This is a genomic window from Enterobacteriaceae bacterium Kacie_13 (genome assembly GCA_013457415.1).
Classification (GTDB): Bacteria; Pseudomonadota; Gammaproteobacteria; order Enterobacterales; family Enterobacteriaceae; genus Rahnella.
Genome location: CP045665.1, coordinates 185,363 through 206,054 on the forward strand (window position 1 = coordinate 185,363; position 20,692 = coordinate 206,054).

The window sequence follows — 20,692 nt, forward strand, 5'->3', positions numbered from 1 at the left end:
TTTAGCGCAGGCGGCCGTTTTCAGGCTGATGCCAAAGTGCGCTAAACGCATAACATTACTCTTGTTCCCTTCGCGGGTACTAACCCGATCAGGTTCCGCGGATCCCGAATTAACGGTCTCAGCCTGGCGTAATATCGTGAGAAATTATGCTCTAGGCACTCCGACAAGAAGCCTCAATATAGGAGGCCGTTTTGAAAACTACAACTAAAACTACACCCGGTGCAGGGTTTATCCCTGAGACCGCTTACGCCGGTCTGGCGAGATGTTCATCATTGGCGGGCGGTAACGGCGCGCCATTAACAGGATCAAAGGCCAGAATAATCAGTTGATCTTCCAGTTGAAAACGCGCATCCAACGCTTCACCTATATCGGATAATGCATAATGAAAGGCAAACGCATTGTCATCATCAATATCATTTTCTGTGTAACTGTCATGGAAAGCCATGATAGCTTCAGTATTGAGCTCCAGAGCGGGGTATATTTTGGACGCCTGAGATTTGACTGAGTTATCTGCGCTGGCGACTTCATCGATTATCCGTTGATAAAGATGGAAATGGCCGGCAGAGAGGTAGTCCACCAGGTTATGGCAAAAGTTATCCAGCGCTTTTTCATTCAGAGGAGTATGTTTTTCTTTATTGGGTTTCAGGCCGACCAGTGTGCAGTATGAAACCAGCAATTCTTTGCGCGCGTGCAGCCATTGGTCTACTAACTCATTACTGCCACCAACGCGTTGGGTCAGTCTTTCCAGACGATTTAGCATGGTTGACTCCGTGAGCGGTAAAAAAGTAATCCGTTTTTAAGGGTTACTAATATGTAAATATCTGTCTCAGATTGTCAGTCTCAACGAGGTTATGCAACAACAATTATGGAATTACAGATCACAGAGCAACATAACGGCTGGTGGGTTATCAGCCATGAAGGCAAGCTGTGGCTGCCTGAAGGTGAACTGCCATTTGGCAGTGCGATACAGTTCTCTCTGACCGGTAAAACCGCACGTCAGATTGGTGAGTGGCAGGGCGAACCCGTCTGGCTGGTGCGTCAGGCAATGCACAACCATATGGTCTCGGCGCGTCAGTTACTCGATCAGGATCGCGGGTTATTCCAGCTGGTCGGTCGCGGTGTGCAACTGGCTGAATTTTATCGTTCTCACAAATTCTGCGGTTATTGCGGACATGAAATGCAGGTAAGCAAAACCGAATGGGCGGCGCTCTGCGGACATTGTCGGGAACGTTATTATCCCCAGATTGCGCCGTGCATTATCGTCGCTATCCGCCGCGGAGACGAAATTTTGCTGGCGCAGCATGTCCGCCACCGCAACGGTATTCACACAGTGCTGGCCGGTTTTGTCGAAGTAGGTGAAACGCTGGAAGAAACTGTGGCACGGGAAGTGATGGAAGAGAGCAACGTTCGTGTGAAAAACGTGCGCTACGTCAGCTCGCAGCCATGGCCTTTCCCGAATTCGCTGATGATGGCTTTTATGGCTGACTATGACAGCGGTGATATCCGTCACGATCCAAAAGAACTGCTGAATGCGGGCTGGTATCGCTACGACGCGCTCCCTATGTTACCGCCGCCGGGCACCATCGCGCGTCGACTGATCGAAGACACTGTGGCGCTCTGCCGCGCCGCGAGCGATGAAGACGACGTGTAGCGCAAGTGTTGCGTGATAGAATACCGTCAGATTATTGCCGTGCCGCCCGAATATTGAAGGAAAGACCCAGAATGAATGAGTTGAAAAACGACCGTTACCTGCGCGCCCTGTTACGTCAGCCAGTGGATATCACGCCGGTGTGGATGATGCGTCAGGCTGGCCGCTATCTACCGGAGTACAAAGAAACCCGCGCCGTGGCCGGTGATTTTATGTCGCTGTGCAAGAATGCTGAACTGGCCTGCGAAGTGACGCTCCAGCCTCTGCGCCGCTATCCGCTGGATGCCGCGATTTTGTTCTCTGATATCCTGACTATTCCGGATGCGATGGGGCTGGGGTTGTATTTTGAAGCGGGTGAAGGTCCTCGTTTTTCTTCTCCGCTGATTAACCGCGCTGACGTCGAAAAACTGCCGATTCCCGATCCGGAAATGGAACTGGGTTATGTGATGAACGCGGTTCGCACTATCCGTAAAAACCTGAAAGGTGAAGTGCCGCTTATCGGTTTCTCCGGGAGCCCGTGGACGCTGGCAACCTATATGGTTGAAGGTGGTAGCAGTAAAGCATTCACTAAAATCAAAAAGATGATGTATGCCGAACCGGCAACCATGCATCTGTTGTTGGATAAAGTCGCCGACAGCGTGATCCTGTATCTCAACGCACAAATTAAAGCGGGCGCGCAATCTGTGATGATTTTCGACACCTGGGGCGGTGTGCTGACGCCACGCGATTACCGTGAATTCTCCCTGAACTACATGCATAAAATCGTCGATGGTCTGATCCGTGAAAACGAAGGTCGTCGCGTGCCCGTGACGCTGTTCACCAAAGGCGGCGGTCAGTGGCTGGAAGCGATGGCCGCGACAGGTTGTGATGCACTGGGTCTCGACTGGACGACTGACATTGCTGATGCGCGTCGTCGCGTTGGCGATAAAGTGGCGATTCAGGGCAATATGGATCCCTCCATGCTGTACGCCTCTCCGGTGCGCATTGAGCAGGAAGTCGAAACCATATTGGCAGGCTTCGGTAAAGGCAACGGCCATGTATTTAATCTCGGTCATGGCATCCATCAGGATGTGCCGCCAGAAAATGCCGGTGCCTTCGTGGAAGCGGTGCACAGCCTGTCTCGCCAGTATCACGAGTAAGACTAAAAGATGATCGACACGCGCGTGTTACGGGAAGAGCAGCGGATCCTTGCAGATCGAATAATATTGCAGGATCCGCCTGATTTCACCACTCCAACGTTGATCGCCGGTGTGGACGTTGGCTTTGAGCAGGGCGGCGACGTCACGCGCGCCGCTGTGGCGGTTCTGAGCTATCCCTCGCTTGAGCTGTTGGAATACCAGATTGCCCGCGTACCTACTGTGATGCCCTATATTCCTGGTTTCCTCTCCTTTCGCGAACTTCCCGCGCTCTTGCAGGCCTGGCAGCAACTCACGTCGCGCCCTGATTTAGTGCTGGTCGACGGGCAGGGGATTGCACATCCGCGCCGTCTGGGCGTCGCCAGTCATTTTGGTCTGATGATCGACGTGCCGACCATCGGCGTGGCAAAAAGCCGGTTATGCGGCCAGTTTTTACCTCTCAATGAGGCGCTGCATAGTCAGCAGGCATTGTACGAGGGTGATGAACAGATTGGCTGGGTGTGGCGCAGTAAGCTACGCTGTAATCCATTGTTCATCTCGCCGGGTAATCGCATCAGTATGGAATCGGCACTGTATTGGGTCGAACATTGCATGCGGCAATATCGTTTGCCGGAGCCAACGCGCTGGGCAGATGCCGTCGCGTCAAATCGGGCCGCGTTTCAACGCTGGCAACGGTTGAGTGATGATCTTTAGGAATCAAGGAATAGGGATATTGATTTATTTCAGGTAAACTCCCGCGCAGAAAAGTTAACGAGATCAACTCATGTTACGTAATCCAATTCATTTACGTCTCGAAAAGCTGGAAAGCTGGCAACACGTGACGTTTATGGCGAGCTTGTGTGAACGCATGTACCCGAACTATCAGGCCTTCTGCCTGGAAACCGGGTTTGGCGAACCACAGGTTTACCGCCGCATCCTGGATCTCATCTGGGAAACGCTGGTAGTAAAAGACGCCAAGGTCAATTTTGACTCACAGCTCGAAAAGCTGGAGGAGGCTGTGCCTTCTTCCGATGATTACGACCTCTACGGGGTTTACCCGGCCATTGATGCCTGTATCGCGTTAGGCGAACTGATTCATTCGCGTCTGAGCGGTGAAACTCTCTCTCACGCCGTTGCGGTAAGCGAAACATCGATTCGTACCGTCGCAATGCTCGAGATGACGCAGGCCGGTAAAGAAATGACCGATGAAGAGCTGAAAGTGATCCCAGCTGTCGAAGAAGAATGGGACATCCAATGGGAGATTTTTCGCCTGTTGGCTGACTGTGAGGAGCGTGACCTGGAATTAATAAAAGGGTTACGTTCTGACCTGCGTGAAGCCGCTGTCAGTAACATTGGCATAAATTTAGCGCAATAAGGCAAGAAAACGTGATTTAACGCCTGATTTGTCGTGCCTTAAGGCTTCACATCCGCACCCTGTCTGGTCTACATTTGGGGTGCGTAAAAAAAGTGGCTATCGGTGCGTGTATGCAGGAGGGTGCTGTCAATCGGCATATCCGTCGCACTCGATGCTTTGCAAACGATAAACACACTGTAAAGGATAACTTATGAACAAGACTCAACTGATTGATGTAATTGCGGACAAAGCTGATCTTTCCAAAGCACAGGCCAAAGTTGCTCTTGAATCTACTCTGTCTGCTATTACCGAGTCTCTGAAAGAAGGTGATGCTGTACAATTAGTTGGTTTCGGGACTTTCAAGGTAAATCATCGTAACGAGCGTACTGGTCGTAACCCACAGACTGGTAAAGAAATCAAAATCGCAGCTGCCAACGTGCCTGCGTTCGTTTCTGGTAAAGCTCTGAAAGACGCTGTTAAGTAATTGCTTGCAGTGAAAAGAATAAGCGGAGGGGCCTTTAAGCCCCTTCAGTTTATCACCCCCAGACTGGTAGCAGGTTTACTGGTGCTTGGTCTGGTGGGTTGCAGTTCAAAAAATACCACCCCGCAGTTCTTCGCCAGTGGTTACGTTGCCGATCAGGGCATCAACCGTTTGTGGCGCGAAAACAATACGCAGAACCAACCTCAAACTATTCTCAACGTATACAGCCCCTACTTTGGTGGCGATACGGTCATTACGCGATACGAATTCCAGGATGGGCAGGTTCACCTTGTGAAAGAAACCCATGCGACCAAAACAGATTTGGGCGTGATGTTGCGTTTCGATGAGGGCGGCAATGTCAGCTTTATGCAGAGGCAGCTGCCTGAGCGACGGGAAAAATTATCCTCAGACGACATCGAGCGTTATAAATACGAAGCGTCGAAGATCCTCGATGTGAGCAGCGCGCTGCAGGCCGGGAATGTCCGGCTGATTCAGGCTCGCTGGCGGCAGGGGGTAATAACGACCTGCGCGGGCGAGCAGGTAACGCCAAATCTTACGGTACGTTCGCAGGTCTGGCTGGCAAAACGAGCCACTCGCAGTAACGATCAACTCGGTTTGGCCTGGCTGACTGCGCCGGAAGGCAATGAATTGCTGTTGGTCGCCAATGAAGATTTCTGTCGCTGGGAACCTAAAGAGTCCGATCTCTGATTCTCCGCGACAAAAGAAAAGGCACGCTCAAGCGTGCCTTTTTTGATCGTCAGCCGGTAAGCCAGATTTACTGATTGCGCTCGCGGTCAATCGCGCGATAACCAATGTCTTTGCGGCAGAAGCTGCCTTCCCAATAGATATCTTTCGCTAAATCGTAGGCACGTAGCTGAGCGGCTTCCACGGTTTTACCCAGCGCAGTCACACACAACACGCGTCCCCCGTTGGTGACCACTCGTTCATCCTGTAAACGGGTGCCCGCGTGGAACACTTTACCATCTGGTACTTCTTCGAGTGGTAAGCCATGAATGACTTCACCGTTCTGATAGTCGCCCGGATAACCGCCGGCAGCCAGCACAACGCCCAGCGAAGGGCGCGGATCCCATTCGGACGTTTTATCGCCCAGACGACCTTCTGCGCCCGCCAGACAAAGGTCCACCAGATCTGAGCGCATGCGCAGCATGATTGGTTGGGTTTCCGGGTCGCCGAAGCGGCAGTTGAACTCGATCACTTTCGGCTGGCCGTCAGCGGAGATCATCAGACCCGCATACAGGAAACCGGTGTAAGTATTGTTTTCAGCCGCCATGCCGCGCACGGTAGGCCAGATTACCTGATCCATCACGCGCTGGTGAATTTCATCAGTTACGACGGGGGCCGGAGAATAAGCGCCCATTCCACCGGTATTCGGGCCGCTGTCACCATCGCCTACGCGTTTGTGATCTTGGCTGGTCGCCATCGGCAGCACGTTATTGCCATCGACCATCACGATGAAACTGGCTTCTTCGCCATCCAGGAACTCTTCAATCACGATGCGGTGACCGGCATCGCCGAAAGCATTTCCAGCCAGCATGTCGTGAACGGCGTCTTCCGCTTCTTTCAGCGTCATCGCTACAATGACGCCTTTACCTGCTGCCAGACCGTCAGCCTTAATGACAATAGGCGCACCTTTGCTGCGCAGATATGCCAGCGCAGGTTCAATCTCGGTAAAGTTCTGGTAGTCCGCACTGGGAATATTGTGACGGGCGAGGAAATCTTTGGTGAAAGCTTTGGAACCTTCCAGTTGTGCGGCTTCCTGCGTAGGGCCAAAGATCTTCAACCCTGCAGCGCGGAAAGCATCTACCACGCCAATTACTAACGGTGCTTCAGGGCCGACAATGGTCAGGCCGATATCGTTACTTTTGGCAAATGCCAGCAATCCGGCTACGTCAGTGGCGGCGATATCGACGTTTTCCAGCAAAGGTTCCAGCGCGGTGCCGGCATTGCCCGGCGCGACAAAGACTTTATCAGCCAGAGGTGACTGCGATGCCTTCCATGCCAGCGCATGTTCACGCCCGCCGTTACCGATAATTAAAATATTCATTCGAAGACTCCGGATGAGCGGGCGCATCGCACCCGCTGAAAGAAATTAATGACGGAAGTGACGCATATCGGTGAAGAGCATTGCAATACCGTGTTCGTTGGCGGCTTTAATCACTTCATCATCACGGATTGAACCACCTGGCTGGATAACACAAGTAATGCCTACCGCAGCAGCGGCATCAATGCCGTCGCGGAACGGGAAGAAGGCGTCAGAGGCCATTACGGAACCTGCCACTTCCAGACCTTCGTCCGCCGCTTTGATCCCTGCAATTTTGGCAGAGTAAACGCGGCTCATCTGGCCTGCGCCAATGCCGATGGTCATTTTGTCGCGTGCATAAACAATGGCATTAGATTTAACGAATTTTGCCACTTTCCAGCAGAACAGAGCATCTGTCAGTTCTTGCTCCGTTGGCTGGCGCTCAGAAACGACGCGCAGGTCATGGGCATCTACCATTCCTAAATCGCGATCCTGAACCAGCAGCCCGCCGTTCACGCGTTTGAAATCCAGCGCAGTCTGACGACCCTGCCACTGACCACAGATCAGCACGCGGACGTTTTGTTTAGCTGCAGTCAAAGCCAGTGCTTCTTCGCTGACGGAAGGGGCAATGATCACCTCAACAAACTGACGGCTGATGATCGCTTTGGCGGTGTCAGCATCCAGTTCACGGTTAAAAGCGATGATGCCGCCGAAAGCGGACGTTGGGTCAGTCTGATAAGCGCGCTCGTAAGCGGTCAGGATGCTGTCGCCGATGGCCACACCGCAAGGGTTAGCGTGTTTGACGATCACGCAGGCCGGTTCTGCAAACTCTTTCACACATTCCAGCGCTGCGTCGGTATCGGCGATGTTGTTATAGGAAAGCGCTTTGCCCTGAAGCTGGGTAGATGTTGCAACAGAAGCTTCGCTGACGTTCTCTTCTATATAGAAGGCGGCGTTCTGATGGCTATTCTCGCCATAACGCATATCTTGTTTCTTTATATAGCTGAGATTGAGCGTGCGGGGGAACTGGCCGGAGGCGGTTTCGGTATCGCCGTGGTAAGCCGGAACCATCGTGCCGAAGTAGTTGGCAATCATGCCGTCGTAAAAAGCGGTGTGCTCGAAGGCTTTAATTGCCAAATTAAAACGGGTCGCCAGAGTCAGCGAGCTGTCGTTGGCATCCATCTCTTCAATCACAGCTGTGTAGTCACTGCTCTTAACCACAATCGCCACGTCTTTGTGGTTCTTAGCGGCTGAGCGGACCATGGTCGGCCCGCCAATATCAATGTTTTCTACAGCATCCTCCAGCGAACAGTCCGGGCGTGCGACGGTTTGTGCGAACGGATAAAGATTAACGACCACCATGTCGATTGGCGCGATAGCGTGCTGCGCCATAATTTCATCATCTTTCCCGCGACGCCCCAGAATCCCACCGTGAACTTTTGGGTGCAGGGTTTTGACACGTCCATCCATCATTTCCGGGAAACCCGTGTAGTCAGATACTTCGGTGACGGGCAGACCGGCTTTAGCCAGCAGGCTGGCGGTGCCGCCAGTGGAAAGTAACTCGACGCCACGCTGTGAGAGTGCCTGGGCAAATTCTACGATACCGGCTTTGTCAGAAACACTGAGCAGGGCGCGGCGGATTGGACGAGATTGTTGCATGGTGGTTGTATCCTTGGCTTTGGAGTCGCAATAAAGAGCGTTATCTGAATTCAATGACGTTTTTCTTCTCTCTATATAGAGGGATTTGCAGAAAAACGTGGGATCGCGCTCAGATAACTTCCCCTCGGCGACTGACTTTTCATTTACAACCCATGAAGGGCGGCGAAAACTGACGCGCGAAATTGTAGCGAAAACGATTGCGCGACGCTCGCAAAATTTGAGATTCCTGTCCCTTTGTGGATAAAACTGTGTAAAACACGGTATAAGCTGTGTGGTTGCTGTGTAATGCAGCAAACAGTGATTTTTCTTAAAATTACCCCTTGCGGCCTGCTCAGAACTCCCTATAATGCCGCTCCATCGACAGGGAACAACGTGAACAACATCACGAAGTAACCGGGTCGGGAAAGATTAAAAACAGCGGCATCCGGCGAAATAAACGGTTGACACTGAATGAGGAAGGCGTAATATACGCCACCTCGAGTTGCCAAGCGAAAGCGCGTAACTCACTGCTCTTTAACAATTTATCAGACAATCTGTGTGGGCACTCACAAGACGATATCAGCCACCTCGGTGGCAAAAAATATCAAGTCTTAGAGTGACCAAGCAGTAATTCATTTAGTTGAATTATTACGAAGTAATCTTTGAGCACCGCTTAACGTGTTTAAGCAAATCGAACTTTTAATTGAAGAGTTTGATCATGGCTCAGATTGAACGCTGGCGGCAGGCCTAACACATGCAAGTCGAGCGGTAGCACGGGAGAGCTTGCTCTCTGGGTGACGAGCGGCGGACGGGTGAGTAATGTCTGGGAAACTGCCTGATGGAGGGGGATAACTACTGGAAACGGTAGCTAATACCGCATGACCTCGCAAGAGCAAAGTGGGGGACCTTCGGGCCTCACGCCATCGGATGTGCCCAGATGGGATTAGCTAGTAGGTGGGGTAATGGCTCACCTAGGCGACGATCCCTAGCTGGTCTGAGAGGATGACCAGCCACACTGGAACTGAGACACGGTCCAGACTCCTACGGGAGGCAGCAGTGGGGAATATTGCACAATGGGCGCAAGCCTGATGCAGCCATGCCGCGTGTGTGAAGAAGGCCTTAGGGTTGTAAAGCACTTTCAGCGAGGAGGAAGGCGCTGTAGTTAATAGCTGCAGCGATTGACGTTACTCGCAGAAGAAGCACCGGCTAACTCCGTGCCAGCAGCCGCGGTAATACGGAGGGTGCAAGCGTTAATCGGAATTACTGGGCGTAAAGCGCACGCAGGCGGTTTGTTAAGTCAGATGTGAAATCCCCGAGCTTAACTTGGGAACTGCATTTGAAACTGGCAAGCTAGAGTCTTGTAGAGGGGGGTAGAATTCCAGGTGTAGCGGTGAAATGCGTAGAGATCTGGAGGAATACCGGTGGCGAAGGCGGCCCCCTGGACAAAGACTGACGCTCAGGTGCGAAAGCGTGGGGAGCAAACAGGATTAGATACCCTGGTAGTCCACGCTGTAAACGATGTCGACTTGGAGGTTGTGCCCTTGAGGCGTGGCTTCCGGAGCTAACGCGTTAAGTCGACCGCCTGGGGAGTACGGCCGCAAGGTTAAAACTCAAATGAATTGACGGGGGCCCGCACAAGCGGTGGAGCATGTGGTTTAATTCGATGCAACGCGAAGAACCTTACCTACTCTTGACATCCACGGAATTCGCTAGAGATAGCTTAGTGCCTTCGGGAACCGTGAGACAGGTGCTGCATGGCTGTCGTCAGCTCGTGTTGTGAAATGTTGGGTTAAGTCCCGCAACGAGCGCAACCCTTATCCTTTGTTGCCAGCGAGTCATGTCGGGAACTCAAAGGAGACTGCCGGTGATAAACCGGAGGAAGGTGGGGATGACGTCAAGTCATCATGGCCCTTACGAGTAGGGCTACACACGTGCTACAATGGCATATACAAAGAGAAGCAAACTCGCGAGAGCAAGCGGACCTCATAAAGTATGTCGTAGTCCGGATTGGAGTCTGCAACTCGACTCCATGAAGTCGGAATCGCTAGTAATCGTAGATCAGAATGCTACGGTGAATACGTTCCCGGGCCTTGTACACACCGCCCGTCACACCATGGGAGTGGGTTGCAAAAGAAGTAGGTAGCTTAACCTTCGGGAGGGCGCTTACCACTTTGTGATTCATGACTGGGGTGAAGTCGTAACAAGGTAACCGTAGGGGAACCTGCGGTTGGATCACCTCCTTACCTAAAGATACGCATTGTGCAGTGTCCACACAGATTGTCTGATGAAATTAATGAGCAAGAGCACCTGTTGATGCGGTAAGGGAGACCTTACGCTGATGCGAAAAGTGCCAAGCCCTTTACGGGGTCTGGTGCGGATTTTTCGTGTCCCCATCGTCTAGAGGCCTAGGACACTGCCCTTTCACGGCTGTAACAGGGGTTCGAATCCCCTTGGGGACGCCACTCCGATAATGTGTGAAAGACATTATCACCTGAATATCTTAAAGATGACTTTAACGAGTCGTGTTTAAGATATTGCTCTTTAACAATCTGGAACAAGCTGAAAATTGAAAGATTACAGCTGAACATCACTCTCCGTAGAAGTACTGAGTGGTGCTTTTGTCTGTAATAGAGTCTCTCAAATAATCGCAGCGCGATGATGTCTTTAAGACACCTTCGGGTTGTGAGGTTAAGCGACTAAGCGTACACGGTGGATGCCTAGGCAGTCAGAGGCGATGAAGGGCGTGCTAATCTGCGAAAAGCGTCGGTAAGGTGATATGAACCGTTATAACCGACGATACCCGAATGGGGAAACCCAGTGTGTTTCGACACACTATTGCATGGTGAATACATAGCCATGCAAGGCGAACCGGGGGAACTGAAACATCTAAGTACCCCGAGGAAAAGAAATCAACCGAGATTCCCCCAGTAGCGGCGAGCGAACGGGGAAGAGCCCAGAACCTGAATCAGTTTGTGCATTAGTGGAAGCGTCTGGAAAGTCGCACAGTATAGGGTGATAGTCCCGTACACAAAAATGCACTTGTTGTGAGTTCGATGAGTAGGGCGGGACACGTGACATCCTGTCTGAATATGGGGGGACCATCCTCCAAGGCTAAATACTCCTGACTGACCGATAGTGAACCAGTACCGTGAGGGAAAGGCGAAAAGAACCCCGGCGAGGGGAGTGAAATAGAACCTGAAACCGTGTACGTACAAGCAGTGGGAGCCTACTTTGTTGGGTGACTGCGTACCTTTTGTATAATGGGTCAGCGACTTATATTTTGTAGCAAGGTTAACCGAATAGGGGAGCCGTAGGGAAACCGAGTCTTAACTGGGCGTCAAGTTGCAAGGTATAGACCCGAAACCCGGTGATCTAGCCATGGGCAGGTTGAAGGTTGGGTAACACTAACTGGAGGACCGAACCGACTAATGTTGAAAAATTAGCGGATGACTTGTGGCTGGGGGTGAAAGGCCAATCAAACCGGGAGATAGCTGGTTCTCCCCGAAAGCTATTTAGGTAGCGCCTCGTGAACTCATCTTCGGGGGTAGAGCACTGTTTCGACTAGGGGGCCATCCCGGCTTACCAACTCGATGCAAACTCCGAATACCGAAGAATGTTATCACGGGAGACACACGGCGGGTGCTAACGTCCGTCGTGAAGAGGGAAACAACCCAGACCGCCAGCTAAGGTCCCAAAGTCATGGTTAAGTGGGAAACGATGTGGGAAGGCATAGACAGCCAGGATGTTGGCTTAGAAGCAGCCATCATTTAAAGAAAGCGTAATAGCTCACTGGTCGAGTCGGCCTGCGCGGAAGATGTAACGGGGCTAAACCATGCACCGAAGCTGCGGCAGCGACGCTTAGGCGTTGTTGGGTAGGGGAGCGTTCTGTAAGCCGTCGAAGGTGACCTGTGAGGGTTGCTGGAGGTATCAGAAGTGCGAATGCTGACATAAGTAACGATAATGCGGGTGAAAAACCCGCACGCCGGAAGACCAAGGGTTCCTGTCCAACGTTAATCGGGGCAGGGTGAGTCGACCCCTAAGGCGAGGCTGAAAAGCGTAGTCGATGGGAAGCTGGTTAATATTCCAGCACTTGGTGTTACTGCGAAGGGGGGACGGAGAAGGCTAGGCTAGCCGGGCGACGGTTGTCCCGGTTCAAGCGTGTAGGGGGTGTGACTTGGTAAATCCGGTTGCATATTAACCCTGAGGCGTGATAACGAGCCACTACGGTGGTGAAGTAGTTGATGCCATGCTTCCAGGAAAAGCCTCTAAGCTCCAGGTAACACGAAATCGTACCCCAAACCGACACAGGTGGTCAGGTAGAGAATACTCAGGCGCTTGAGAGAACTCGGGTGAAGGAACTAGGCAAAATGGTGCCGTAACTTCGGGAGAAGGCACGCTGGCACGTAGGTGAAGAGACTTGCTCTCGGAGCCGAAGCCAGTCGCAGATACCAGCTGGCTGCAACTGTTTAATAAAAACACAGCACTGTGCAAACACGAAAGTGGACGTATACGGTGTGACGCCTGCCCGGTGCCGGAAGGTTAATTGATGGGGTTAGCAGCAATGCGAAGCTCTTGATCGAAGCCCCGGTAAACGGCGGCCGTAACTATAACGGTCCTAAGGTAGCGAAATTCCTTGTCGGGTAAGTTCCGACCTGCACGAATGGCGTAATGATGGCCAGGCTGTCTCCACCCGAGACTCAGTGAAATTGAACTCGCTGTGAAGATGCAGTGTACCCGCGGCAAGACGGAAAGACCCCGTGAACCTTTACTATAGCTTGACACTGAACATTGAGCCTTGATGTGTAGGATAGGTGGGAGGCTTTGAAGCGTGGACGCCAGTCTGCGTGGAGCCAACCTTGAAATACCACCCTTTAATGTTTGATGTTCTAACTCGGCCCCGTAATCCGGGGTGAGGACAGTGTCTGGTGGGTAGTTTGACTGGGGCGGTCTCCTCCTAAAGAGTAACGGAGGAGCACGAAGGTTAGCTAATCACGGTCGGACATCGTGAGGTTAGTGCAATGGCATAAGCTAGCTTGACTGCGAGAGTGACGGCTCGAGCAGGTACGAAAGTAGGTCATAGTGATCCGGTGGTTCTGAATGGAAGGGCCATCGCTCAACGGATAAAAGGTACTCCGGGGATAACAGGCTGATACCGCCCAAGAGTTCATATCGACGGCGGTGTTTGGCACCTCGATGTCGGCTCATCACATCCTGGGGCTGAAGTAGGTCCCAAGGGTACGGCTGTTCGCCGTTTAAAGTGGTACGCGAGCTGGGTTTAGAACGTCGTGAGACAGTTCGGTCCCTATCTGCCGTGGGCGTTGGAAGATTGAGAGGGGCTGCTCCTAGTACGAGAGGACCGGAGTGGACGCATCACTGGTGTTCGGGTTGTCATGCCAATGGCATTGCCCGGTAGCTAAATGCGGAAAAGATAAGCGCTGAAAGCATCTAAGCGCGAAACTTGCCTCGAGATGAGTCTTCCCTGTGGCTTTAAGCCACCTGAAGGGACGTTTAAGACTAAGACGTTGATAGGCTGGGTGTGTAAGTGCAGCGATGCATTGAGCTAACCAGTACTAATGACCCGAGAGGCTTAACCTTACAACACCAAAGGTGTTTTTAGAGAGACTCAGCTGCGCGCGAGCGTGGAGAAGTAGATTTTCAGCGAATGTTCCGAGATTGGTTCGTACGGCGGGGTGTGTATAGCACAATGCGGTATGGATGAAACAGAATTTGCCTGGCGGCAGTAGCGCGGTGGTCCCACCTGACCCCATGCCGAACTCAGAAGTGAAACGCCGTAGCGCCGATGGTAGTGTGGGGTCTCCCCATGCGAGAGTAGGGAACTGCCAGGCATCAAATTAGTTCCTTTTCCCCTGACAAGGAAAATAACAGGAACAAACTTGTATCAGACGTTTTCTGACGCGAGTGAAAGAACCGGTGGAGCGGTAGTTCAGTTGGTTAGAATACCTGCCTGTCACGCAGGGGGTCGCGGGTTCGAGCCCCGTCCGTTCCGCCAATTATTAAATATTATGCCTGCTAATTTTAGCAGGCATAATATTAAGCGTAATTTAGGGGCGTAGCTCAGTTGGTAGAGCACCGGTCTCCAAAACCGGGTGTCGCGAGTTCGAGTCTCTCCGCCCCTGCCATTTTAAGAGCCCTTCGCGAAAGCGAGGGGCTTTTTTTTATTTTTAGATCCTGTAATTCTCTCTCCTTAGCGCAATTAATCGTCACCACTGATCCTTTCCCTGCTTCTTTTTTCATCATTCCAGCTCCATTCTTTCTATTTTCCGGGTTATTTCTGGTTATATTTTGGCTAAATACATGCACTAAATGATTGTTATTCCCGTATGTGACCCCGCTCATGCTCCCTTTTTCTCTGTGTACTAAACCTAATCATCGTCCTATGACGACAACCAGAACCGGGCATTACTTTTTTCGCTCTTTTTGCGACGTCATTATCGTGATGGGCGAAGACGTATGTCCGGTGAATGTTCTGGCCGTACCCTACGAGTCATAACAAAAAGTAGCTCAGACTACACGCGAGGAAAGAAATATGTACAAACGTTTATTTGTGGCAGCAGCAGTGGCAACAGCACTTTGTGGCGCGGCTCAGGCAGCTCCGCTAGTTGTGGGTTTTTCTCAGATCGGCTCAGAGTCTGGTTGGCGTTCAGCAGAGACTAAGGTGTCTAAATCTGAGGCTGAAAAACGCGGGATCACACTAAAAATTGCCGATGCTCAGCAAAAACAAGAGAACCAAATCAAAGCTATCCGTTCATTCATTGCGCAAGGTGTCGACGCCATCTTTATTGCGCCGGTTGTCGCAACCGGTTGGGCTCCCGTTCTGACCGAAGCCAAAGAGGCGAAGATCCCTGTATTCCTGTTAGACCGCACTATTGAAGTCAGCGATCCATCCCTCTATACCGCAGCTGTGGCATCTGACAGCGTGTATGAAGGTAAAGTTGCCGGTGACTGGCTGGTGAAAGATGTGGCCGGCAAGCCTTGTAACGTAGTCGAACTTCAGGGAACCGTTGGCGCGAGCGTCGCGTTAAACCGAAAAAAAGGTTTTGCTGACGCCCTGAAAGCAGCGCCAAATGTCAAAATCATTCGTTCACAATCCGGTGACTTTACCCGCAGTAAAGGTAAGGAGGTCATGGAGAGTTTCATCAAGGCTGAGCAAAACGGTAAGAACATTTGTGCCGTCTACGCACATAACGATGATATGGCGATCGGTGCTATTCAGGCTATCAAAGAAGCCGGTCTGAAACCGGGTTCGCAGATAAAAATCGTTTCAATTGATGGGGTCCCCGACATCTACAAAGCCATGCTGAATGGTGAAGCGAATGCTTCCGTTGAGCTGACGCCGAATATGGCTGGCCCGGCATTTGATGCGTTGATTGCCATGAAAAAAGACGGAACTCAGCCGAAGAAATTTATTCAGACACAGTCTGCGCTGATCCTGCCGGACATGGCTCAGAAAGAATATGACATGAAAAAAGACATGGGTTATTAAGCCGATTTTACCGGCCTGTCTCACAGGCAGGCCGGTGAAAATTATTCCCATTCCGCCGGTAGCGGATGCAGCAGGAGTAGTGACGTGACGGATAATCCAGGTTCATCAGTGCTGCTTGATGTGCGCGGCCTCTCAGTAGAATTCCCCGGCGTTAAGGCGCTGGAAAATGTCGATTTTACCCTCGAACGTGGTGAGATCGTGGCTCTTTTAGGCGAGAACGGTGCCGGTAAGTCCACAATGATTAAAGCCCTGACCGGGGTATATAAACGCTCTGCCGGGCAGGTATTTTTGAATGGTAATCCCATCGAGCCCGTCAATACGGCTCATGCACAGTCGCTGGGGATTGGTACGGTTTATCAGGAAGTGAATCTCCTGCCCAATATTTCCGTTGCGGCTAATCTCTTTATAGGACGCGAACCTACTCGTTTTGGTCTGGTGAATCAGCGAAAAATGGAAAAACAGGCAGATTTGCTTCTGCGAGGCTACGGATTACATCTCGATGTCAGCCAGCCGCTTTCAACCTATTCCATTGCCATCCAGCAAATCGTGGCGATTGCTCGAGCCGTCGACCTTTCTGCCCAGGTATTAATCCTCGACGAACCTACCGCCAGTCTCGATGCTAAAGAAGTCAGTATGCTGCTGGATATTCTCGTGCAGCTACGTAACAAAGGCGTTGGGATGATTTTCGTGACCCATTTCCTCGATCAGGTCTACCGCATCAGCGACCGCATTACGGTGCTGCGAAACGGCAAACGAGTGGGTTCAGAGTGCACAGTAGATTTGCCACGTATCGATCTTGTGCCGATGATGCTGGGACACAGCTTTGATGAGAGTCTGCTTAAACGTACCGAACACCGAAATGTCAGTGGTGAACCGCTGGTAGATTTTAAGGATTATGGTCGCCGTGGCGTGGTCGAGAATTTCGACCTGAAAGTCCGCCGTGGTGAAATTGTCGGGCTGGCCGGATTGTTGGGTTCGGGACGTACTGAAACCGCGCAGTTGATTTTCGGCATCAAAGGTCATGACAGTGGCAAAGCACGGGTTGATGGCAAGGAAGAGATCATCAGGACGCCGCGTAAAGCGGCTAAACTTGGATTTGGTTACTGTCCTGAGGATCGCAAGACCGATGGAATTATCGGTGCCGCCACCGTCCGTGAGAACATCATTCTGGCCCTTCAGGCACAGCGCGGCTGGTTACGGCCTCTGCCGATGAAAGAGCAGCATCAAATCTCAGAAAAATTTATCAAACTCCTCGGCATCCGCACACCCGGCACCGAGCAGGAAATCCAATATCTTTCCGGTGGGAATCAGCAAAAAGTCCTGTTATCACGCTGGCTGGCCACCAATCCTCGCTTTCTCATCCTTGATGAACCGACCCGCGGCATTGATGTTGGCGCGCATGCTGAAATCATTCGTCTGATTGAAAAACTGTGCGATGAAGGGCTGGCTTTGCTGGTGATTTCGTCTGAACTGGAAGAGCTATCGGGTTATGCCGACCGTATCGTGGTGTTACGCGATCGCCGTCATGTTGCCGAAATTGAGCAGGCTGAAATCTCCGTGCCAGCCATTATGAAAGCCATCGCGGCACAATGAGGGGATATCGATGAGTAACAGGAGTCTGCCGATGACAGGATCACCGCGCAAAGTTCGATGGGTTTTTCCGAAGGGTGCTACGCAAATCGGGGCATTCATTGCCATTTTACTGATCGATAGCCTGGTCGCGCCGGGCTTTTTCTCAATTCATATTCAGGATGGCCGGCTATTTGGCAGTCTGGTGGATATCTTTAACCGTGGCGCGCCGGTGGCTTTGCTGGCTCTGGGCATGACGCTGGTCATTGCGACCGGCGGTATTGATCTCTCGGTTGGCGCCGTGATGGCAATTGCCGGAGCAACGGCGGCCACCATGACGGTGCAGGGTTATCCGTTGGCGATGGTGCTGCTGGCTTCCGTCGGTGTAGGTGCGGTTTGCGGCCTGTGGAATGGTTTTCTGGTCGCCGTGCTGCAGATTCAACCGATCGTCGCGACGCTGATGCTGATGGTCGCCGGTCGCGGTATCGCTCAGCTCATCACCGAAGGACAAATCGTCACGTTCGAACATAATGGTTTATCGCAGTTTGGCAGCGGTTCCCTGTTTTATCTGCCGATGCCGGTGATCATTGTGGTCGTAATGTTGGTTATGGTGTGGGCTCTGACACGTAAAACTGCGCTGGGGCTGTTTATTGAATCCGTAGGGATCAATATCCGCTCGGCCTACAATGCCGGCGTGAATGCGCGTCTGGTGCTGATTTCTACTTACGTGATTTGCGGGATCTGCGCGGCTGTTGCGGGTGTAATCGTCACGGCGGATATTCGTGGCGCTGATGCCAATAACGCCGGTTTATGGCTGGAACTGGATGCGATTCTTGCGGTTGTCATTGGTGGAGGTTCATTGCTCGGAGGGCGGTTTAATCTGCTTCTTTCGGTTATCGGTGCGCTCATCATTCAGGGCATGAATACTGGTATTCTGCTCTCCGGTTTTAAACCTGAGTTTAATCTGGTACTCAAAGCGTTGGTGGTACTGGCCGTACTGGTGGTGCAGTCGCCACGTGTATCGCTCAGTAATCTGTTCCGGAGGAAGGGATAATGCTCAAAAGAAATCTGCCCCTGCTGATTACTATCGTGGTGTTTCTGGCCGGATATGGCTATTGCTTCACCCAGTTTCCCGGATTCGCCTCCACGCGCGTCTTCTTTGATTTACTGACAGATAACGCCTTTCTCGGCATCGTAGCCGTCGGGATGACCTTCGTGATCCTCTCAGGCGGGATCGATTTGTCGGTAGGCTCAGTCATTGCTTTTACCGGCGTTTTACTGGCGAAACTGATTGGTGATTACGGCGTTGCGCCCGGCTATGCCTTTGTGATTGTCCTGCTGATGGGGGCGATGTTCGGTGCACTGATGGGGTGGATCATCGATACGCTTAAACTTCCGGCATTTATCATCACGCTGGCGGGGATGTTTTTCGTTCGGGGGATGAGTTTTATTGTGTCCGAAGAATCACTGCCCATTAATCATCCGGTTTATGATTTCCTGGCCAATTACGCATGGAAAATACCGGGTGGGGGACGTTTCACGCTGCTGGCGTTAATCATGCTGCTGGTCGTTTTCGTGGGGATTATTTTGGCGCACCGGACACGCTTTGGGAACAACGTCTATGCAGTTGGTGGCAGCAACTTATCGGCGGCGCTGATGGGCGTTCCGGTGAGACGCACCACGATTTACATTTACATGCTGTCGAGCACGCTGGCAGTCCTTTCCGGCATCGTGTTTTCACTCTATACCTCAGCCGGATACGCGCTGGCAGCCAGTGGTGTAGAACTGGATGCTATTGCTTCTGTCGTCATCGGGGGGACGCTGCTGAGCGGCGGCATAGGGACTGTACTTGGAAGCCTCTTCGGCGTGCTGATTCAGGGCCTGATCCAAACCTACATCACCTTCGACGGTACACTCAGTTCGTGGTGGACCAAAATTGTCATGGGTATTCTGCTGTTTGTCTTTATCGGCCTGCAGAAGGGCATGGGGTCATTCTGGACCGCCAGAAGAGCACGGCATCCTCGCCCTGAGCCGACCTGATAACCGGAAGGCTCAAATATGGGTGATCAGCGGCGTTTTAAGTAACTGACGGATCAGAACCTGCTGATCGCTATTTTGCAACCACACGGCGTACAGCGGGCGGATAACCGGTGGAATCTCTTCATGAGCTGCCAACTGGGGATATTCTTTTGCCCAGTGTGACGGCAAGAAAGCGCAGCCACCCGTCTGCTCCAGCAATTGTCGCGTCAGATGCGCTGACGTGGTGGTCAGAACGGGTTCCTGATCGCTGTTTTGCAACTTTTCCTGCTGAGGAAAATCGGCGCCCCATTCCAGTTTCACGTAAGGCGATTGTTCCCCTCTGACTGTTTTCTTCGATGAAAAAAGTCGTAACGAGAAATTACCCAGGAGCTGACTTGAGAGCTCATCCATTTTTGGCGGCTCTGTGGTGATCAGCAAATCCAGTTGTCTTTCATGCAATTGCTTTACCAGCGACTGGCGCAGCGCGATGCGAGCTTCCAGCCGCAAGGTATCACGTTGCACGTAGAGCGACTGCATCCACGGCGTCAAATACGCTTCCCATAGCGAGGCCGTGGCACCAATCGACAATTCTGTGTGCTGTAACGAGCGTATCACCTCTTTTTTGGCCAATTGCCAGGTAGACATCAGATTCTCGGCGTAAGGCAGCAGACGCTCTCCTGCGGGCGTTAAGCGGATATTATTTCGATGGCGGGTGAACAAATTTGCGCCAAGTTGGGTTTCCAGTTGCCGGATACGAAAGCTAACAGCGGATTGCGTCAGATAAAGCGATTCCGCTGCCCGACCAAAGTGGCGAGTTCTACTGACCTCCAAAAAGGTTTTCAGTAATTCCGTGTCCAAAACCATCTCCAATTATTTTTGTCGTTAAGATTTAAATGTTTTGTTTTACACAATGTCAAGCCTAACTAATACTCCGCGCCATAACAGCACGACCATGAGAGAATTAGGAGCGTGTCAGATGGCGGAAAGCTTCACCACGACAAGTCGTTTTTTTGATAATAAACATTACCCTCGCGGGTTCTCCCGGCATGGCGATTTCACCATTAAAGAAGCGCAAATGCTAGAACGTTACGGCTTTGCCTTTAACGAACTGGATTTGGGAAAACGCGAGCCAGCAAACGATGAAGAAAAGCTGTTCCTTGAGGTTTGCCGCGGAACGCGCGAACCGGTAACGGAAGCTGAAAAAGTGTGGAACAAGTACATCATCCGCACCCGTCGTCCGAAGAAATTCCACACGTTGTCCGGCGGTAAACCGCAGGCAGACGCTGTAGAAGACTACACGGAAAGCGACGACTAATAAAACGG

General features: G+C 51.9%; 15 protein-coding genes, 3 tRNA genes, 3 rRNA genes and 1 riboswitch. Of the genes, 17 read left to right on the top strand and 4 right to left on the bottom strand.

The window, feature by feature from the left end; genetic code table 11:
- Nucleotides 1-48: 48 nt before the first annotated feature.
- Nucleotides 49-173, bottom strand: a riboswitch (TPP riboswitch).
- A gap of 71 nt (nucleotides 174-244) precedes the next feature.
- Nucleotides 245-760, bottom strand: a complete 516-nt coding sequence (locus GE278_00840; protein QLK59414.1) for a sigma D regulator — start codon at nucleotides 758-760, stop codon at nucleotides 245-247.
- 105 nt (nucleotides 761-865) lie between these two features.
- Between GE278_00840 and nudC the strand changes: the two genes are divergently transcribed.
- The 6 genes from nudC to GE278_00870 all read left to right on the top strand — a co-directional run bounded on the left by nudC (nucleotide 866) and on the right by GE278_00870 (nucleotide 5,306).
- Nucleotides 866-1,651 carry an NAD(+) diphosphatase gene (nudC, locus tag GE278_00845; protein QLK59415.1) on the top strand — a complete coding sequence of 262 codons (786 nt, stop codon included), beginning with the start codon at nucleotides 866-868 and terminating at the stop codon, nucleotides 1,649-1,651.
- A gap of 71 nt (nucleotides 1,652-1,722) precedes the next feature.
- On the top strand, nucleotides 1,723-2,787 hold the full coding sequence (hemE, locus tag GE278_00850; GenBank protein QLK59416.1) for a uroporphyrinogen decarboxylase: 1,065 nt from the start codon (nucleotides 1,723-1,725) through the stop codon (nucleotides 2,785-2,787).
- A gap of 9 nt (nucleotides 2,788-2,796) precedes the next feature.
- Complete coding sequence (locus GE278_00855; protein QLK59417.1) at nucleotides 2,797-3,477, top strand: deoxyribonuclease V; 681 nt, start codon at nucleotides 2,797-2,799, stop codon at nucleotides 3,475-3,477.
- 70 nt (nucleotides 3,478-3,547) lie between these two features.
- A complete protein-coding gene (locus GE278_00860) occupies nucleotides 3,548-4,138 on the top strand; it encodes a DUF416 family protein (GenBank protein ID QLK59418.1) in 591 nt (196 codons plus the stop codon).
- Between the two features lie 190 nt (nucleotides 4,139-4,328).
- A complete protein-coding gene (hupA, locus tag GE278_00865) occupies nucleotides 4,329-4,601 on the top strand; it encodes a DNA-binding protein HU-alpha (GenBank protein ID QLK59419.1) in 273 nt (90 codons plus the stop codon).
- 9 nt (nucleotides 4,602-4,610) lie between these two features.
- On the top strand, nucleotides 4,611-5,306 hold the full coding sequence (locus tag GE278_00870; protein QLK59420.1) for a DUF1481 domain-containing protein: 696 nt from the start codon (nucleotides 4,611-4,613) through the stop codon (nucleotides 5,304-5,306).
- A gap of 67 nt (nucleotides 5,307-5,373) precedes the next feature.
- Here GE278_00870 and purD read toward each other — a convergent pair whose 3' ends face one another.
- On the bottom strand, nucleotides 5,374-6,663 hold the full coding sequence (gene purD / locus GE278_00875) for a phosphoribosylamine--glycine ligase (protein ID QLK59421.1): 1,290 nt from the start codon (nucleotides 6,661-6,663) through the stop codon (nucleotides 5,374-5,376).
- 45 nt (nucleotides 6,664-6,708) lie between these two features.
- Nucleotides 6,709-8,298 (bottom strand): bifunctional phosphoribosylaminoimidazolecarboxamide formyltransferase/IMP cyclohydrolase, encoded by a 1,590-nt coding sequence (purH, locus tag GE278_00880; GenBank protein ID QLK59422.1) that lies wholly within the window; start codon nucleotides 8,296-8,298, stop codon nucleotides 6,709-6,711.
- Nucleotides 8,299-8,976: 678 nt separating this feature from the next.
- On the opposite strand from purH, the gene GE278_00885 reads away from it, so the two are divergent.
- The 10 genes from GE278_00885 to yjfF all read left to right on the top strand — a co-directional run bounded on the left by GE278_00885 (nucleotide 8,977) and on the right by yjfF (nucleotide 19,390).
- Nucleotides 8,977-10,528 (top strand): 16S ribosomal RNA (locus tag GE278_00885).
- A gap of 135 nt (nucleotides 10,529-10,663) precedes the next feature.
- Nucleotides 10,664-10,739 (top strand) — tRNA-Glu (locus GE278_00890).
- Between the two features lie 215 nt (nucleotides 10,740-10,954).
- Nucleotides 10,955-13,890, top strand: a 23S ribosomal RNA gene (locus tag GE278_00895).
- A 117-nt stretch (nucleotides 13,891-14,007) separates the two neighbouring features.
- A 5S ribosomal RNA gene (gene rrf / locus GE278_00900) occupies nucleotides 14,008-14,123 on the top strand.
- Together the 16S, 23S and 5S rRNA genes with 3 tRNA genes alongside form the textbook arrangement of a ribosomal RNA operon.
- An 87-nt stretch (nucleotides 14,124-14,210) precedes the next feature.
- Nucleotides 14,211-14,287: transfer RNA gene (locus tag GE278_00905), tRNA-Asp, on the top strand.
- 54 nt (nucleotides 14,288-14,341) lie between these two features.
- Nucleotides 14,342-14,417, top strand: a tRNA-Trp gene (locus GE278_00910).
- 407 nt (nucleotides 14,418-14,824) lie between these two features.
- Nucleotides 14,825-15,781, top strand: a complete 957-nt coding sequence (locus GE278_00915; protein ID QLK59423.1) for a substrate-binding domain-containing protein — start codon at nucleotides 14,825-14,827, stop codon at nucleotides 15,779-15,781.
- 84 nt (nucleotides 15,782-15,865) lie between these two features.
- Complete coding sequence (locus GE278_00920; protein ID QLK59424.1) at nucleotides 15,866-17,374, top strand: ATP-binding cassette domain-containing protein; 1,509 nt, start codon at nucleotides 15,866-15,868, stop codon at nucleotides 17,372-17,374.
- 10 nt (nucleotides 17,375-17,384) lie between these two features.
- Nucleotides 17,385-18,404 (top strand): ABC transporter permease, encoded by a 1,020-nt coding sequence (locus GE278_00925; GenBank protein QLK59425.1) that lies wholly within the window; start codon nucleotides 17,385-17,387, stop codon nucleotides 18,402-18,404.
- Nucleotides 18,404-19,390: a sugar ABC transporter permease YjfF gene (gene yjfF, locus GE278_00930; protein QLK59426.1), complete on the top strand. Its 987-nt coding sequence runs from the start codon at nucleotides 18,404-18,406 to the stop codon at nucleotides 19,388-19,390. Before GE278_00925 ends, yjfF begins: the two co-directional genes overlap by 1 nt.
- Before the next feature lie 12 nt (nucleotides 19,391-19,402).
- On the opposite strand, the gene hdfR is transcribed toward yjfF, so the two are convergent.
- Nucleotides 19,403-20,227, bottom strand: a complete 825-nt coding sequence (hdfR, locus tag GE278_00935; protein ID QLK59427.1) for an HTH-type transcriptional regulator HdfR — start codon at nucleotides 20,225-20,227, stop codon at nucleotides 19,403-19,405.
- A 118-nt stretch (nucleotides 20,228-20,345) separates the two neighbouring features.
- On the opposite strand from hdfR, the gene GE278_00940 reads away from it, so the two are divergent.
- Nucleotides 20,346-20,684, top strand: coding sequence for a DUF413 domain-containing protein (locus GE278_00940; protein QLK63156.1), 339 nt, complete (start codon nucleotides 20,346-20,348; stop codon nucleotides 20,682-20,684).
- Nucleotides 20,685-20,692: the final 8 nt, after the last annotated feature.

Excerpts from the sequence above, each read along its gene's own strand:
- hemE (QLK59416.1), top strand. The coding sequence starts at position 1,723 with ATGAATGAGTTGAAAAACGACCGTTACCTGCGCGCCCTGTTACGTCAG.
- yjfF (QLK59426.1), top strand. The coding sequence starts at position 18,404 with ATGCTCAAAAGAAATCTGCCCCTGCTGATTACTATCGTGGTGTTTCTG.
- GE278_00855 (QLK59417.1), top strand. The coding sequence starts at position 2,797 with ATGATCGACACGCGCGTGTTACGGGAAGAGCAGCGGATCCTTGCAGAT.
- GE278_00840 (QLK59414.1), bottom strand. The coding sequence starts at position 760 with ATGCTAAATCGTCTGGAAAGACTGACCCAACGCGTTGGTGGCAGTAAT.
- nudC (QLK59415.1), top strand. The coding sequence starts at position 866 with ATGGAATTACAGATCACAGAGCAACATAACGGCTGGTGGGTTATCAGC.
- GE278_00860 (QLK59418.1), top strand. The coding sequence starts at position 3,548 with ATGTTACGTAATCCAATTCATTTACGTCTCGAAAAGCTGGAAAGCTGG.
- GE278_00925 (QLK59425.1), top strand. The coding sequence starts at position 17,385 with ATGAGTAACAGGAGTCTGCCGATGACAGGATCACCGCGCAAAGTTCGA.
- GE278_00915 (QLK59423.1), top strand. The coding sequence starts at position 14,825 with ATGTACAAACGTTTATTTGTGGCAGCAGCAGTGGCAACAGCACTTTGT.
- GE278_00940 (QLK63156.1), top strand. The coding sequence starts at position 20,346 with ATGGCGGAAAGCTTCACCACGACAAGTCGTTTTTTTGATAATAAACAT.
- hupA (QLK59419.1), top strand. The coding sequence starts at position 4,329 with ATGAACAAGACTCAACTGATTGATGTAATTGCGGACAAAGCTGATCTT.
- purD (QLK59421.1), bottom strand. The coding sequence starts at position 6,663 with ATGAATATTTTAATTATCGGTAACGGCGGGCGTGAACATGCGCTGGCA.
- purH (QLK59422.1), bottom strand. The coding sequence starts at position 8,298 with ATGCAACAATCTCGTCCAATCCGCCGCGCCCTGCTCAGTGTTTCTGAC.